This is a genomic window from Nocardia sp. NPDC057353 (assembly GCF_042667085.1).
GTDB lineage: Bacteria > Actinomycetota > Actinomycetes > Mycobacteriales > Mycobacteriaceae > Nocardia.
In genome coordinates this window covers 146,131-159,495 of the sequence record NZ_JBHVAK010000003.1, presented here as the reverse complement: position 1 = coordinate 159,495, position 13,365 = coordinate 146,131, and the positions used below count along the sequence as shown (strand labels likewise).

Genomic DNA, 13,365 nt, shown 5'->3' with positions numbered 1-13,365 from the left:
GGCGGCAGCCGGGTGCTCAGCGCTCCATCTCGGCGCTGAGCCGGTGCAGGTAGCCAGCGAAGCGGTCGCGGTCCTCGTCGGACCAGGTGGCGGTGAGTTCGGCGAAGACGCGGCGCTGCCACTGGCGGGCGCCGGTGAGCAGGCGGGTGCCGCGCGGGGTGAGGAGCAGGGCGGTGCGGCGGCGGTCGTGGGTGGATTCGGTGCGGGAGACGTAGCCGTCGGTGCTCGCGTCGCGGACCATGCGGCCCGCGCTGGAGTGGTCGAGGCCGAGCAGGTGGGCGACGGAGCCGACGGTGGCCTCGGCGCCGTTCTCGGTGGCGGCGGCGACCGCCTCGACCACCTGGATGTGTTGGCTGTGCCGCAGTTCGTCGGGGAGCTGCGGGCTGCTCCGATCGAGCAGGCGGCGGGACCAGAAGCGGATCAGCCGGAAGAGCGCGGGACCGCCGTCGGCGGAATTCTCGTGATCGGCGACGGCACTGCTCATGTCCTCCAGGGTAATGCGCCCTTGACCGGGGCACGGTTCCGCGCAATACTGAACTAGATGGTTCAGTATGACTTCTTGAACGCCTCCTTCGGCGCGCTGGCCGACCCGACCAGGCGCGGAATCCTGGAGCGGCTGCGGGCGGGGCCCGCCACCGTCACCGAGCTGGCCGAGCGCTTCGACATGACGCTCACCGGCGTGAAGAAGCACATCGGGGTGCTGGAGGAGGCGGGCATGGTGACCACCGAGAAGCAGGGCCGGGTGCGCTGGTGCGCGCTCGGGACGGATGTCTTCGACCGCGAGGTGGCCTGGTTGCAGCGCTACCGCGAGGTCGTCGAGGAGCGCATGGACCATCTGGACGCGTTTCTGGAGCGAACGAAGGAGCAGGAATCATGACAACGACCACCAACGACACCCTGGTCGCCGCCGACAGCGATCGCGGCATCGATATCGAGCGCGTCTTCGACGCCCCGATCGCCAGGGTCTGGGCCGCGCACAGCCGGATCGAGCAGCTGGTGCAGTGGTGGGGGCGGGGCAACCCGCTCGACGTGGAGCGGTGGGAGTTCCGGCGCGGTGGGCACTGGCGCTTCGTCGAGCACGCCGAGGGGGACGCGCACGGCTTCGAGGGCCGGTTCCGGGAGATCGAGCCGGAGCGGCGGATCGTCTGGTCCTTCGAGTGGGACGGGATGCCCGCGCACGTCGCGATCGACGAGATCACCTTCACCGACCTCGGGGACGGGCGCACGAAGGTGCGGACGCACAGCCAGTTCCACACGCCGGACGAGCGGGACGGGATGCTGCAGTCCGGTATGGAGGGTGGGCTCAGCACCAGTTACCAGGCGCTGGACGCGCTGCTCGCCCGGGGGTGAGCAGCGCCTCAGCTGTGTGCGGTGCCGACCCGGCGCTTCCGTGGCGTCAGGTGCAGGCCGGGGAGCGGAGGCGCGGGGATGCGCTGGTCGGCGGGGTGCCCGGGGACCGGGCCGAAGCGCGCGGTGTCGCGGGTTTCCCACTGCGCGCGAGCCTGCTCGATCTCCTCGTGGCTGCGGCCGACGAAGTTCCACCACATGACCAGCTCCTCGGCGAACGGCTCGCCGCCGATGAGCGCCAGCTCGGCCCCCGCCGCGCTGCGCAGCACGACCTCGCTCCGGCCGGTGCCGAGGTAGAGCAGCGGGCCCGGCCCGAGGTCGACCCCGGCGGCGGTGAGCTCGCCCTCGACCCCGAGCACCGCGTGCTCGAACGCGGGGTCCAGCGGCAGCCTGACCTCCGCGCCCGGCTCGACCCGCAGGTAGGCGCCGACGATCGGCGTGTACGCCTTGGCGGGCGAGGTGACCCCGCCCAGCGTGCCGATCAGCACCGCGGCCCGCACCCCGGGCGCGCGGTACTCGGGCAGCTCGCGGTGCTGCTCGAAGTGCGGCTCGATCCCGGTGCTCTCCGAGGGTAGGGCGATCCACAGCTGCAGCCCGTTGCCCGCGGGCGCGCCCGGCACCGCGTACTCGGAGTGCGCGATGCCGCGCCCCGAGGTCATCAGGTTCAGCTGGCCGGGCTCGATCCTGACGTCCGAGCCCACCGAGTCCCGATGCCGGATATGCCCCTCCAGCGGCCAGGTGACGGTCTGCAGCCCGATGTGCGGGTGCGGCTCGATGTCCGGCGGCGCGCCGGTGGTGGTCACCGTCGGCGAGCCGAAGCGGTCGAGGAAGCACCACGCCCCGACCGTCGGCAGGTCGCGCTGCGGCAGCACCCGCTCCACGAAGACGCCGCGGACCCCGCCCAGCGGCACCTCGCGCGCCGGGAACAGCTCGGCCAGCGGACCCGGCCCCGCCGCCGGGGTGCAGACCTCGGCGGCGGGGTTCGGGTCCAGGTCGCTCATCGCGTAACGCCCTTGCCGATCACGTGCGCGTCGTACTCGGCGTTCTTGTCCAGGTACGCCTTGATGAAGGGGCAGAGCGGCCGGATCACCCGGTTCCGCGCGATGGTGTCCTCGATGGCGAACTTGGCCAGCGCCTTGCCCAGCCCCTTGCCGCCGAACTTGTCGTCGATCTCGGTGTGCGTGAACACGGTCTCGTCCCCGCGCTCCTGGTACGCCGCGAAACCGGCCTGCTCACCCGCGTACCGGACCACGTAGCGCCGGTTCTCGTCCTCGCGCACGACCTCGACGGACTCCTGCGACATTGCCGTTCCTCCTTCTCGCGCCGACCACCACATCATGCCGGGCGGTCCGGTTCTTCCGGCCGCCCGGTCACTCCCGCCCGGCCGAGGTGAACGACATGTCCGCGTAGCGCGGCCCCGCGACCTGCGCCGCCACCGGCTCCAGCGGCGCCAGTTCGGCGTCGCTGAGCGGCAGCACCGCGGCCGCGACGTTCTCGGCCAGCCGGGTGCGGCTGCGGGTGCCCGGGATCGGGACCACCGACAGGCCGTGCACGCCGGCACGGGAGTGCACCCAGGCCAACGCCACCTGGGCCGGGGTGATTCCGCGCCGCTCGGCGAGCTGCCGGATCGGGGCGAGCAGCGCCGCGTTGTGCTCGGCATTGGCGCCGGAGAAGCGCGGCATGCCGCGGCGGAAGTCGCGGTCGTCCGGCAGCGCGGCGGCATCGGTGAAGGAGCCGGTGAGGAAGCCGCGGCCGAGCGGCGAGTAGGGCACGAAGGCGACGCCGAGCTCGGCGGCGGCGGGCACGACGGTGCGCTCGACGTCCCGGGAGAACAGCGACCACTCCGACTGCACCGCGGCGATCGGGTGCACGGCGTGCGCGGCGCGCAGCTCGTCGCCGGTCACCTCGGAGAGCCCGATGGCGCGCACGGTCCCCGCCGCGACCAGCTCGGCCATGGCGCCGACCGACTCCTCGATCGGGACCGCGGGGTCGCGGCGGTGCATGTAGTAGAGGTCGATGGTGTCGACGCCGAGCCTGCGCAGGCTGGCCTGCACGGCGGAGCGGATGTAGGCGGGGGAGTTCTCGATACCGCGGTACGCCGGGTCTGCCGGGTCGCGCACGATGCCGAACTTGGTGGCGAGCACCAGGTCGTCCCGGTTGGCCCGGACGAAGTCGGCGAGGAACTCCTCGTTGTGCCCGGAGCCGTAGACGTCGGCGGTGTCGAAGAGCGTCACGCCGAGCTCGAGCGCGCGGTCGAGCGTCGCCCTGGATTCGGTGAGGTCCGAGGCGCCGTAGAACTCGCTCATCCCCATGCAGCCGAGGCCCTGCACCCCGACCTCGAGGCCGCCGAGCGCGGCGGTGGGCAGCGTTCCGCTGGTCGTCATGCCGATGTCCCTTCACAGTGCGTTCCGACCGCGCCCTCGTAGAGCTCGATCTTGTAGTCCAGAACGGCGACGGTCTGGTTGAGCTCCTCGATCCGGGCGAGCGCGCCGGCGCGGGTGGCGCGGAAGATGGCGAGCCGCTCCGGGAGGGTCGACTCGCCCGCGCGCACCAGCTCGGCGTAGCGGACCATGTCCGCCACCGACATGCCGGTGGTGCGCAGCCTGCCGATCAGCTGCAGCCACTCCAGGTCCCGCTCGCTGAACCGGCGCTTGCCGGTGTGGTCCCGGCCGACCGAGCTGAGCAGCCCGATCCGCTCGTACCAGCGCAGGGTGTCCCGGCTCAGCCCGGAGCGCTCCGCTGCCTCGCCGATGGAGTACCGCGGACGCTCGATCGTCGCTTCGGTCATCTGCCGCCCTTTCCGAGGAACATGCTCGACGCTAGCCACCTGGAGCACACTCCAAGCAAGGACGATTCTCGCCGGGTTCGGGCGGCACCGCGCGGCGCGACCTACCCTGGAGCCATGCCTGGAAAGGACATCGACCGGGTCAGGGCGCGCTCCGCCCTCGCCACGGTCAAGGAGAGCCCGGTCATCACCGCCATCGCGATCGCGCCGCTGGTCGCCGCGCTCGGGGTGGTGTGGTGGCTGTTCGGCGGCTTCGCCGCGTTCGTCCTGCTCGCCGTCTTCGGCGTGGTCGCTGTGGTGAAGCTGCGCTGACGCTCAGCGGGGCACGTGGAAGTGCGTGAGCTCGCCGCTGCCCGGCTCGACCCCGGACCACGGCCGGTCGAACTCGAGCACCGCGAGCGCCGAGGTGGGAAACTTGCGCGCCAGCGCGATGGCGGCCGCGCCGGACCGGTCGGCGGCCAGCTCCAGCGCGGTCTCCGGCATGCCGGGGAAATGCCCGACGACCAGCAGCGTTCGCACCGGGTCCGCGGTCAGCCGGACCAGCTCGATCAGCTCCGCCCCGTCCGCGTCGTAGATGCCGGACTCGTAGTGCGCGGGCGCGGTGATCCCGGTCGCGGCCAGGGTGTCGCGGGTGCGCCGCGCGGTGGAGCAGCGGACCTCGTCGACCGGCGGCAGGGTGGCCCGAATCCAGTCGCCCGCCAGCCCGGCCTCGCGCTCCCCGCGCGGCGCGAGCGGGCGCTCGTGGTCGGCGACACCCTCCGGATAGGCCGATTTCCCGTGCCGCAGGAAGATGAGGGTGCGCACCATGAGAACACCGTAGACGCTCTCCGGTGCGAGACGTGGATCGCACTCGAGGCACACTGAAAGCGGCATCACAGTGCCGGGGGCCGCGAATGATCGTGTCCGCCTTCACCCTGGAGCCACTCCACACGCACACCCCGAGGATCAGCACACATGGCCTACGTAATCACGCAGCGTTGTTGCAATGACGCGAGCTGCGTCTCCGAGTGCCCGGTCGATTGCATTCGGCCTACTCCGGATCAGCCGGGGTTCGCCACGGCGGAGATGCTGCACATCGATCCCGATACCTGTATCGACTGTGGTGCGTGTGTGGATGCGTGCCCGGTGGAGGCGATCTTCTCCGAGGATGATCTGACGGCGTCGCTGGCCCGGTATCGGGATATCAACGCGGCGTATTTCCAGCGGCATCCGTTGGAGTCGAACATCGAGCCGTTGGTGTCTCCGGTGCGCCCGCCGAAGGCGTTGGGGACGTTGCGGGTCGCGATCGTGGGGGCGGGTCCGGCGGCGTGTTATGCCGCGGATGCGATTCTGCGGCGGGCGGATGCGCAGGTGGAGTTGTTCGACCGGTTACCGACGCCGTGGGGGTTGGTGCGGGCGGGGGTGGCGCCGGACCACGCGGGGACCAAGACGGTGTCGGCGATGTTCGAGACCGCGTTCCGCCGCGATACGTTGCAGTACTACCTCAATGTCGAGGTCGGGACCCACATCACCCACGAAGAACTCCTCGATCACCATCACGCGGTGGTCTACGCCGTCGGTGCGGCCACAGATCGGCGGTTGGGGGTGCCGGGTGAGGATCTGGCGGGCAGTGTGTCGGCGACGGAGTTCGTGGCCTGGTACAACGGGCACCCCGACTACGCCGACCGGACCTACGACTTGTCGGGGGAGCGGGCGGTGATCGTCGGCAACGGCAACGTCGCCCTCGACATCGCCCGGGTACTCACCCTGGATCCGGACGAGTTGGCCAAGACCGATATCGCCGACCACGCGTTGGAGGCGTTGCGGTCGAGCAATATCCGGGAGGTGGTGCTCCTGGGCAGGCGTGGGCCGTTGCAGGCCGCGTACACCTCCCCCGAGTTCCTGGCACTGGCGCACTTGAAGAACGTCGACGTGGTCGTGGCTGCCGAGGACCTCGAACTCGATGACGTCTCACGCGGTCATTTGGACGATCCGGATGTGGAGCCTTCGACCCGGTTGAAGTACACCCTGGCCGAGGAGTACGCCCATGCTTCGCGTAACCCGGAGCACAAGCGGATCGTGTTCCGGTTCCTGACCTCCCCCACCGCCCTGCTGGGCGAGGACCGGGTCACCGCGGTGGAGTTCGTCCACAACGAGTTGGTGGAGGAGAACGGTCAGGTCAGTGCCCGCGCTACCGACCGCACCGAAACCCTCGAGGCCGGGCTGGTGCTGCGCAGTATCGGGTATCGGGGTCAGCCGATCCCGGCGTTGCCCTTCGACGAGGGCAAGGGTGTGGTCCCGAACGAAGCGGGCCGGGTGGTCGAGGACGGTGAACCCGTCACCGGCGTCTACGTCAGTGGCTGGATCAAGCGCGGTGCTCGCGGGGTGATCGGGTCGAACCGGGTCGATTCCGAGGAGACCGTGGAGCAGGTGATCGCCGATTTCATGGCCGGGAAGCTGCCTGCTCCGAAAGCGGACCGGGCGGCACTCAAGGAGTTGGTGCAGTCCCGCCAACCCGACCTGGTCGACCGTGCGGGGTGGAAGGCGATCGATACGGCGGAGAAGACCGCGGGCAAGACCGCGGGACGCCCCCGCGTCAAACTCACGTCCAGGGAGGACCTGCTGAACGCCGCCCGCGGCTGACGCCCGTGCCGCTCCCCGCTAAGCGGGGAGCGGCATGATCCGCACGACCGTCGTGGTCGCCCCACCCACCACGAACCACAACCGCAGCACCGGCCCCCCGGACCGATCACCGGACTCGTACCGGCTCCGCACCGTGATGTGCTGCCGCGCCAGCACCGGCGCGACGTACTCGATGATGGCGCGGTGCGGCGCCGCCACCAGCTTGGGGTACTCGACCAGGAACTGCTCGACGGCCTGCCAGTAGCAGGCGTTGTTCACGTGGTTGTACTGGTCGATATCGGTGGCCCGGACCGGGAAGGGCAGGTCGGTGTCGGACTCCGGCGGGGTGGCGTCGGTGAGGTAGGGGCGCCAGCGCAGCCGGTGCTCGTCGGTGGAGCGGGCCAGGTAGGCGAGGCCCTCGTCGCTGATCCTGGCGGGCATGTTGTTGGACTCGCTGATATTGATCCAGAAGCCCTCGGTCTCGATCAGCCCGCCGTTGCCGCTGGTCAGCCGGACCCGCATATTCGTCCAGCGGGTGGACATGCTGGAGCACCAGCGCAGCAGCTGCACCTCGTCCGGCCACAGCACCGGGCGGACGACGTCGATGACGGTGCGCCGGACGATCCAGTTCGGGTCGGTCCGGTTGAGGAAGGTGCCGGTGAGCTGCTCCCAGGCGATGTCCTGCAGGTAGCGGGCGACGGCGTCGAACCGGAGGCGGTTGTACGGGTCCACATCGCCCGCCCGGACCGGCCACGCCGAATCGAAGCCCGTGCCCTCCTCGGGAAGCGGGGCGAGTGGCTGTTCGACTGACACTGGTGCTCCTCGCGCTGCACGGTGTGCTGCGTGTTCGTGCGGTGCTGTTGTGAGACGACTTTACGGGGCGTAGGTCACACCCTCACGCAGAGTCGGTGCGACGTCCGCCCTGCTGCCGTGCCCGGCGACGAACGGTTGCGCCGCCGGGAGCAGCCCGGCGCGGCGCCGCAGAACTTACCACCGCGCGCCCCCGCCACGGCCCTGGCGCGCGAATCAGTAACCCCGATATCCCTGCCCGCTCGCCATGGCGACGATGCCGGGCACATTCGAGAGCGACCCGTACCGTTCGATGGCGTAGCGGGACCCGGCGATGATGTTGTCGACCGGGTTCCAGATGTCGTCGTGCCCCGCCACCTTGTAGGCGTCGAAGGTCGGGTCGATGGTCTGCATGAGGCCCTTGGACGGGATGCCGGCGGCGGCATTGCTGTCCCACAGGTTGATGGCCTGCGGATTCCCGCCCGACTCCTTGTCGATGATCATGGCGATGATGGCGGCGTCGCTGTCCTTGACGTCGTAGCCCTGGGCGCGCAGCACCTCGATGGCCTGCCGGATCCACTCGGCCTTGTCCCCGGTCGGCATGGGGCCGGTGGGCATCGAGCCGGTGGGGGCGTACTGCGGGGTGCCCGTGCCCGTGTCGGTGCCGGACGGTGATCCGGCGCCGGTCGGGTTCGAGGACGTACTGCTGGAGGAGACCGGCGCCGCGGCGGTGCTCGCGGGTGCGGTCGGGGCGGGCGTCGGGACGTTCAGTGCCGGGTCGCCGAGGCCGTCGTAGGCCGCGCGCAGCTTGCCCGCGGCCTGGTCGATGGCGGTCTGCGCGGTGGTGGCGGTCTCCTCGGCGGTGCGCAGCGCCCTGGTCAGGTTCCAGCTGCGCGAGGCGGCCTGCAGCGCCTCCTGGAAGACCAGGCCGTTCACATCGACCAGGTGCGCCTGTTCGCGCAGGTAGGCGATGCGGGCGGTGGCGTCGACGGTGCCGTCCGGGGCGACGCCGTACGGCCCCATCGGGGCGGGCTGGTTCAGTGCGTCGTCGCGCAGCGCGACCACCGTCGACTTGGCTTCGGCGAGGTTCGCCACCTGCTGGGTGAACGCCGTCTGCAGCTCCAGCAGCGCGGCGCTCACCGCGGAGCCCCTGCTCTTCTCGGTCTCCACCCGCGCCGTCGCCGCGGCGGCGGTGGCGCCGGACCAGGGGAGTGCGGCGGTGTCGGTGACGGCGGAGCCGAGGGCGGCGTCCAGGTCGCGCTGGATCCGGGCCGCGGCATCGCCCGCGGTGGTGAGCTGGTCGGGCACCCAGGCGGCGACGTCGTCGACGGTGAGCGTCACGACGACAGCCCGATGGTGCCGAGGCGGTGCGCGAACTCGGCCTCGTTCAGCTCGTAGCCGCCCGCGGCGGTGCGCAGGTTGTCGGCGACGGTGGTGAGCCGGGCGCCGATCCGCTGCAGCGAGCCGTCCAGCGCGGCCCCCGCGGCCGCGGCCGCCGCCCCGACACCGGTGCCGGGCAGCGCGCTCGCCGCGGGCGCGAACGGCTCGTCCGCCGCGAGCCCGGTGACCGCCGCCGCCTCGGCGCCGAGGCGCTGGGCGAAGCCGCGCAGCACCTCGGGATCCACCCGGATCGCCGCGCTCGGATCCCCCGGAGATTCGACCATGAGAACTCCCCCTCCCCGTAAGTCGCGCCTCAGCTTAGCAAAACGGGATGCTCCGGCAGGGGCGCGCGCGGGCCGGATAGGTTGGGCTCGGACGCGGCGTCCCAACCCCAGTCGGCGCCGCGCGGAGAGAAAGGTCGGCCCATGCGCGCAGCCCGGATCAGCAAACTCGAGGGACCCGATGCGATCGAGATCGCGGACATCGCGGAACCGGTGGCGTTCCCCGGTGGCGTCGTGATCGACGTGCACGCGGCGGGCATCGCCTTCCCGGACGTGCTGATGTCGCGCGGGCTGTACCAGATGAAGCCGGAGCTGCCGTTCACCGTCGGCGGCGAGATCTCCGGCATCGTGCGCGAGGCCCCCGAGGGCGCGCACGTCGAGGCCGGTGACCGGGTGCTGGCGCTGACCATGCTCGGCAATGCCGTCGCGGAGACCGCGGTGGTGCCCGCCGACACCGTCTTCGCGCTGCCGGACGCGGTCTCGCTGGAGGCGGGCGCAGGCATCCTCTTCAACGACCTGACCGTGCACTTCTGCCTACGCACCCGCGGCAGGCTGGCCAAGGGCGAGACGGTGCTGGTGCACGGTGCGGCGGGCGGCATCGGCACCTCGACGCTGCGGCTGGCGGCGGCGCTCGGCGCGGGCCGGGTGATCGGCGTGGTCAGCACCGAGGAGAAGGCCGAGGTGGCGCGGGCCAACGGCGCCACCGACGTCGTGCTCACCGAGAACTGGCTGGCCCAGGTCAAGGAGCTGACCGGCGGCCGCGGCGTCGACATCGTGCTCGACCCGGTCGGCGGCGACCGCTTCACCGACAGCCTGCGCTCGCTGGCCCCGGCGGGCAGGCTGCTCGTCGTCGGCTTCACCGCGGGCGACATCCCGCAGGTCAAGGTGAACCGGCTGCTGCTCAACAATGTCGAGGTGATCGGCGCGGGCTGGGGCGCGTGGGTGCTGAAGCACCCCGGCTACCTGGCCGAGCAGTGGGCCGAGGTGCAGCCGCTGCTCGCCGACGGCACGATCGCCCCGCCGCAGGTGGTGCCGTTCCCGCTGGAGCGCACCGCCGAGGCGGTCGCCTCGCTGGAGCAGCGCAGCGCCACCGGCAAGGTGGTCGTCACCATTCGCTGACCGGTGTCGGCGGGCGCCGGTACGGTGCTCGCCATGACCGGCGCGGGGGACAGGCTCAGCGATCGCACCCTGAATCGCACGCTGCTCGCGCGCCAGCACCTGCTGGCGCGCGGGCGGCTGGGTATCGCGGAGCTCTGCGAGCACCTGATCGGGCTGCAGGCGCAGGATGTGCCGCCGCCCTTCGTCGGGGCGTGGAGCCGGATCGCGGATTTCGACCCCGCTGCGGTGGACCGCGGGCTGGAGGATCGCTCGCTGGTCCGGATCACCCTCATGCGCGGCACCATCCACCTGGTCACCGCCGCCGACGCGCTGCGCATCGCCCCGCACATCCAGCCGGAGCTGGAGAAGGTGCCGTTCCGCAAGGGGTTCAACTTCGGCGCCATGGTCGGGCTGGACCCGGAGGAGGTGCGGGCGCGCGGCGCGGCGGCGATCGGCGCCGAGCCCGTCGCCGCGGCCGAGCTGCGCGCCGCCGCGCTCGCGCACTACCCGGACCGGCAGCCGGGGCCGGTGGTGCAGACCTGGCTCTACCAGCTGCCGGTGCTGCAGGTGCCACCGCGCGGGCGCTGGCGGGACAACAGCAGGCCGGTGTGGTCGCGGATCGAGCCGTGGCTCGGCGCCGCGCCCGACCCCGGCTACCCGCGGGCCGAGCTGTTCGCCCGCTACCTCGCCGCCTTCGGCCCGGCGAGCACCGCGGACATGCAGACCTGGTCCAAGTTGCCCGGCGCCAAGCAGGCTTTGGATGCGCTCGGCGACCGGGTGCGGAGCTACACCGACGAGCGCGGCAAGGTGCTCTACGACCTGGCTGACGCCGGGCTCACCGACCCCGACGTGCCCGCCCCCGTCCGGCTGCTCGGCTGGTACGACAACGCCACCCTCGCGCACCGCGACCGGAGCCGGATCCTGCCGGAATCCGCGCAGCGCTCCTTCCCGGTCATGGTCTCGCCGGTGCTGGTCGACGGCTTCGTGGCCGGGCACTACCGGATCACCGGCGGCACCGCGCGGATCGTGCCCGCCCGCCGGTGGAGCGCGGCCGAACGCGCGGAGGTCGAGGCCGAGGCGCACGCCCTGCTCGGCTTCCTGGAGCCGGAGCGCGATCCGGAGGTGCTGATCCTGGAACGGGACGCGGACATCCGCGGCTGAGCCGCGAGCCGCGAGTCGTGAGCCGCGAGGGGAAGTCGGCAGCCGCGAGCCGCGAGCCGCGAGCTGTGGGCCGCGAGCCGCTGCCGCAGGGAGGGAGACTCGTGGGGCGGGCCTACCTGGTGTCGCGGTAGGCCGGGGCCTTGCTGGTGCCCGCGGGCGCGAGCGTGCGGAGCAGCGGGAGGGTGCGGCGCGGGACGACGGTGGAGAGCACGATGACGCTGTGCGAGCGCACCACCGACCCGGTCCGGTCGATGCTGAGCAGCACCGCCTGCAACCCGGCGTGCGAATCGGCGCCGATCCGGCAGAGCACGTCGCCGGAGCCGGTGGTGGCGTAGGCCTCCAGCACGCCGGGGATCGCGGCCAGCTCCTCGGCCACGCTGTCCAGCGCGCCCTGGGCGATCTCCAGCGTGACGAAGGCCTGCACGTCGAAGCCGGCCGCGGTGACGTCGAGGTGCGGGTCGTAGGAGGCGATCACCCCGGCCTGCTCCATCCGGCCGATCCGCGCCTGCACGGTCGCCCGCGCCACCCTGGTGCGCCGGGAGAGTTCGAGGATGCCCGCCTTCTGGTACTCGTGCATGGCGGCGAGGATGGCCAGATCGAGTTCGTCCAGCCGGGCCCGGCTCTTCGTCATGCTATTCATTCTGCCAAGGAAAACCAGGTGATCGCTGGGCCGAGCTACCGGCATGTCCACGATTCTCCGGCGAGCTTGCCGAGCTGCGGCGGTGCGCGGTCTCGTAGGGCGATGACCGTGGAACCGATTCCCAGCGACCGGGAACTGCGCACCCTCGTCGGGCTGGTCGACCACGACCCCGGCGCCGACCCCTTCCCGGTGATCGGCTGGGACGCCCTGGTCTGGGTCGTCGGCAACGCCACCCAGGCCGCGCACTTCCTGCGCAGCGCCTTCGGCATGCGGCTCGTCGCCTACTCCGGCCCGGAGACCGGCAACCGCGACCACAAGGCCTTCGTGCTGCGCGCGGGCGCGGCCCGGTTCGTGGTGACCGGCGCGGTCGACCCGGCCAGCCCGCTGGCCGCGCACCACCGCGAGCACGGCGACGGCATCGTCGACATCGCGCTGGAGGTGCCGGACGTGGACCGCTGCGTGCGCACCGCCCGCGCCCGCGGCGCCACCGTGCTGACCGAACCGCACGACGAGACCGACGAGTTCGGCACCGTCCGGGTGGCCGCGCTCGCCGCCTACGGCGACACCAGGCACAGCCTCGTCGACCGCTCCCGCTACGACGGCCCGTACCGCCCCGGCTTCGTCGCGCGCACCGGCGGCCTCGCGGGCCCACCGGCCTTCCTCGCCGTCGACCACGTGGTCGGCAATGTGGAGCTGGGCCGGATGGACCGCTGGGCGGGGTTCTACCGCGACGTCATGGGATTCACCGATCTGGCCGAGTTCATCGGCGACGACATCGCCACCGAGTACTCGGCGCTGATGAGCAAGGTGGTGGCGAACGGCAACCACCGGGTGAAGTTCCCGCTGAACGAGCCCGCGCCCGGGCGCAGGCGCTCGCAGATCGACGAGTTCCTGGAGTACTACCGCGGGCCCGGCGTGCAGCACGTCGCGCTGGCCACCGCCGACATCCTCGCCGCCGTCGACGCCCTGCGCGCGCAGGGCATCGAGTTCCTGGACACCCCGCCCGCCTACTACCGCGATCCCGAGCTGCGCGCGCGGATCGGGCGGGTCCGCGTGCCGGTCGCGGAGCTGGAGCGCCGCGGCATCCTGGTCGACCGGGACGAGGACGGCTACCTGCTGCAGATCTTCACCCGCCCGCTCGGCGACCGCCCCACCGTCTTCTTCGAGCTGATCGAGCGGCACGGCTCGCTCGGCTTCGGCAAGGGCAACTTCCGGGCGCTCTTCGAGGCGATCGAGCGGGAGCAGGAGGCGCGGGGCAATCTGTGAACCGGTGCCGCGCCCGG

The 13,365-nt window shown here is 71.9% G+C and carries 17 protein-coding genes; 7 read left to right on the top strand and 10 right to left on the bottom strand.

Translation table 11 applies throughout. From position 1 onward, the window contains the following. Positions 1 to 16: 16 nt before the first annotated feature. The gene (locus ACFUUZ_RS02520) at positions 17 to 484 is read right to left on the bottom strand and encodes a MarR family winged helix-turn-helix transcriptional regulator (protein ID WP_378691745.1); all 468 of its coding nucleotides are present in this window, start codon (positions 482 to 484) and stop codon (positions 17 to 19) included. 57 nt (positions 485 to 541) lie between these two features. Here ACFUUZ_RS02520 and ACFUUZ_RS02515 point away from each other — a divergent pair, with 57 nt between their 5' ends. Beyond that, the gene (locus tag ACFUUZ_RS02515) at positions 542 to 877 is read left to right on the top strand and encodes an ArsR/SmtB family transcription factor (RefSeq protein WP_378691742.1); all 336 of its coding nucleotides are present in this window, start codon (positions 542 to 544) and stop codon (positions 875 to 877) included. Continuing rightward, the gene (locus ACFUUZ_RS02510; protein ID WP_378691740.1) at positions 874 to 1,350 is read left to right on the top strand and encodes an SRPBCC family protein; all 477 of its coding nucleotides are present in this window, start codon (positions 874 to 876) and stop codon (positions 1,348 to 1,350) included. Before ACFUUZ_RS02515 ends, ACFUUZ_RS02510 begins: the two co-directional genes overlap by 4 nt. Before the next feature lie 8 nt (positions 1,351 to 1,358). Here the strand turns inward: ACFUUZ_RS02510 and ACFUUZ_RS02505 are convergent, their stop codons facing one another. From ACFUUZ_RS02505 to ACFUUZ_RS02490, 4 genes are all read right to left on the bottom strand, one after another. After that, on the bottom strand, positions 1,359 to 2,348 hold the full coding sequence (locus ACFUUZ_RS02505; protein ID WP_378691737.1) for a pirin family protein: 990 nt from the start codon (positions 2,346 to 2,348) through the stop codon (positions 1,359 to 1,361). Beyond that, the gene (locus ACFUUZ_RS02500) at positions 2,345 to 2,650 is read right to left on the bottom strand and encodes a GNAT family N-acetyltransferase (protein ID WP_378691734.1); all 306 of its coding nucleotides are present in this window, start codon (positions 2,648 to 2,650) and stop codon (positions 2,345 to 2,347) included. Before ACFUUZ_RS02500 ends, ACFUUZ_RS02505 begins: the two co-directional genes overlap by 4 nt. A gap of 67 nt (positions 2,651 to 2,717) precedes the next feature. Continuing rightward, a complete protein-coding gene (locus tag ACFUUZ_RS02495; RefSeq protein ID WP_378691731.1) occupies positions 2,718 to 3,731 on the bottom strand; it encodes an aldo/keto reductase in 1,014 nt (337 codons plus the stop codon). After that, positions 3,728 to 4,135, bottom strand: coding sequence for a MerR family transcriptional regulator (locus ACFUUZ_RS02490; RefSeq protein WP_378691729.1), 408 nt, complete (start codon positions 4,133 to 4,135; stop codon positions 3,728 to 3,730). Before ACFUUZ_RS02490 ends, ACFUUZ_RS02495 begins: the two co-directional genes overlap by 4 nt. A gap of 114 nt (positions 4,136 to 4,249) precedes the next feature. Between ACFUUZ_RS02490 and ACFUUZ_RS02485 the strand changes: the two genes are divergently transcribed. Beyond that, positions 4,250 to 4,444, top strand: coding sequence for a hypothetical protein (locus ACFUUZ_RS02485; RefSeq protein ID WP_378691726.1), 195 nt, complete (start codon positions 4,250 to 4,252; stop codon positions 4,442 to 4,444). 3 nt (positions 4,445 to 4,447) lie between these two features. Here ACFUUZ_RS02485 and ACFUUZ_RS02480 read toward each other — a convergent pair whose 3' ends face one another. Next, positions 4,448 to 4,939 (bottom strand): SixA phosphatase family protein, encoded by a 492-nt coding sequence (locus ACFUUZ_RS02480; RefSeq protein ID WP_378691723.1) that lies wholly within the window; start codon positions 4,937 to 4,939, stop codon positions 4,448 to 4,450. 147 nt (positions 4,940 to 5,086) lie between these two features. Between ACFUUZ_RS02480 and ACFUUZ_RS02475 the strand changes: the two genes are divergently transcribed. Beyond that, the gene (locus ACFUUZ_RS02475; RefSeq protein WP_378691721.1) at positions 5,087 to 6,754 is read left to right on the top strand and encodes an FAD-dependent oxidoreductase; all 1,668 of its coding nucleotides are present in this window, start codon (positions 5,087 to 5,089) and stop codon (positions 6,752 to 6,754) included. A gap of 18 nt (positions 6,755 to 6,772) precedes the next feature. Here the strand turns inward: ACFUUZ_RS02475 and ACFUUZ_RS02470 are convergent, their stop codons facing one another. The 3 genes from ACFUUZ_RS02470 to ACFUUZ_RS02460 all read right to left on the bottom strand — a co-directional run bounded on the left by ACFUUZ_RS02470 (position 6,773) and on the right by ACFUUZ_RS02460 (position 9,186). Further along, complete coding sequence (locus tag ACFUUZ_RS02470) at positions 6,773 to 7,546, bottom strand: acyl-[acyl-carrier-protein] thioesterase (protein WP_378691718.1); 774 nt, start codon at positions 7,544 to 7,546, stop codon at positions 6,773 to 6,775. Between the two features lie 213 nt (positions 7,547 to 7,759). Further along, positions 7,760 to 8,863, bottom strand: a complete 1,104-nt coding sequence (locus ACFUUZ_RS02465) for a transglycosylase SLT domain-containing protein (protein WP_378691715.1) — start codon at positions 8,861 to 8,863, stop codon at positions 7,760 to 7,762. Further along, positions 8,860 to 9,186 carry a type VII secretion target gene (locus tag ACFUUZ_RS02460; protein WP_378691712.1) on the bottom strand — a complete coding sequence of 109 codons (327 nt, stop codon included), beginning with the start codon at positions 9,184 to 9,186 and terminating at the stop codon, positions 8,860 to 8,862. Before ACFUUZ_RS02460 ends, ACFUUZ_RS02465 begins: the two co-directional genes overlap by 4 nt. A gap of 141 nt (positions 9,187 to 9,327) precedes the next feature. Here ACFUUZ_RS02460 and ACFUUZ_RS02455 point away from each other — a divergent pair, with 141 nt between their 5' ends. Next, the gene (locus tag ACFUUZ_RS02455) at positions 9,328 to 10,302 is read left to right on the top strand and encodes an NADPH:quinone oxidoreductase family protein (RefSeq protein ID WP_378691709.1); all 975 of its coding nucleotides are present in this window, start codon (positions 9,328 to 9,330) and stop codon (positions 10,300 to 10,302) included. A 33-nt stretch (positions 10,303 to 10,335) separates the two neighbouring features. Further along, the gene (locus ACFUUZ_RS02450; RefSeq protein WP_378691706.1) at positions 10,336 to 11,442 is read left to right on the top strand and encodes a winged helix DNA-binding domain-containing protein; all 1,107 of its coding nucleotides are present in this window, start codon (positions 10,336 to 10,338) and stop codon (positions 11,440 to 11,442) included. Positions 11,443 to 11,554: 112 nt separating this feature from the next. On the opposite strand, the gene ACFUUZ_RS02445 is transcribed toward ACFUUZ_RS02450, so the two are convergent. Beyond that, complete coding sequence (locus ACFUUZ_RS02445; protein ID WP_378691703.1) at positions 11,555 to 12,073, bottom strand: Lrp/AsnC family transcriptional regulator; 519 nt, start codon at positions 12,071 to 12,073, stop codon at positions 11,555 to 11,557. Between the two features lie 111 nt (positions 12,074 to 12,184). On the opposite strand from ACFUUZ_RS02445, the gene hppD reads away from it, so the two are divergent. Further along, complete coding sequence (gene hppD / locus ACFUUZ_RS02440; protein WP_378691700.1) at positions 12,185 to 13,348, top strand: 4-hydroxyphenylpyruvate dioxygenase; 1,164 nt, start codon at positions 12,185 to 12,187, stop codon at positions 13,346 to 13,348. Positions 13,349 to 13,365 lie beyond the last annotated feature (17 nt).

Excerpts from the sequence above, each read along its gene's own strand:
- ACFUUZ_RS02480 (WP_378691723.1), bottom strand. The coding sequence starts at position 4,939 with ATGGTGCGCACCCTCATCTTCCTGCGGCACGGGAAATCGGCCTATCCG.
- ACFUUZ_RS02475 (WP_378691721.1), top strand. The coding sequence starts at position 5,087 with ATGGCCTACGTAATCACGCAGCGTTGTTGCAATGACGCGAGCTGCGTC.
- ACFUUZ_RS02460 (WP_378691712.1), bottom strand. The coding sequence starts at position 9,186 with ATGGTCGAATCTCCGGGGGATCCGAGCGCGGCGATCCGGGTGGATCCC.
- ACFUUZ_RS02450 (WP_378691706.1), top strand. The coding sequence starts at position 10,336 with ATGACCGGCGCGGGGGACAGGCTCAGCGATCGCACCCTGAATCGCACG.
- ACFUUZ_RS02510 (WP_378691740.1), top strand. The coding sequence starts at position 874 with ATGACAACGACCACCAACGACACCCTGGTCGCCGCCGACAGCGATCGC.
- ACFUUZ_RS02515 (WP_378691742.1), top strand. The coding sequence starts at position 542 with ATGGTTCAGTATGACTTCTTGAACGCCTCCTTCGGCGCGCTGGCCGAC.
- hppD (WP_378691700.1), top strand. The coding sequence starts at position 12,185 with ATGACCGTGGAACCGATTCCCAGCGACCGGGAACTGCGCACCCTCGTC.
- ACFUUZ_RS02520 (WP_378691745.1), bottom strand. The coding sequence starts at position 484 with ATGAGCAGTGCCGTCGCCGATCACGAGAATTCCGCCGACGGCGGTCCC.
- ACFUUZ_RS02495 (WP_378691731.1), bottom strand. The coding sequence starts at position 3,731 with ATGACGACCAGCGGAACGCTGCCCACCGCCGCGCTCGGCGGCCTCGAG.
- ACFUUZ_RS02455 (WP_378691709.1), top strand. The coding sequence starts at position 9,328 with ATGCGCGCAGCCCGGATCAGCAAACTCGAGGGACCCGATGCGATCGAG.
- ACFUUZ_RS02505 (WP_378691737.1), bottom strand. The coding sequence starts at position 2,348 with ATGAGCGACCTGGACCCGAACCCCGCCGCCGAGGTCTGCACCCCGGCG.
- ACFUUZ_RS02490 (WP_378691729.1), bottom strand. The coding sequence starts at position 4,135 with ATGACCGAAGCGACGATCGAGCGTCCGCGGTACTCCATCGGCGAGGCA.
- ACFUUZ_RS02445 (WP_378691703.1), bottom strand. The coding sequence starts at position 12,073 with ATGACGAAGAGCCGGGCCCGGCTGGACGAACTCGATCTGGCCATCCTC.
- ACFUUZ_RS02500 (WP_378691734.1), bottom strand. The coding sequence starts at position 2,650 with ATGTCGCAGGAGTCCGTCGAGGTCGTGCGCGAGGACGAGAACCGGCGC.
- ACFUUZ_RS02485 (WP_378691726.1), top strand. The coding sequence starts at position 4,250 with ATGCCTGGAAAGGACATCGACCGGGTCAGGGCGCGCTCCGCCCTCGCC.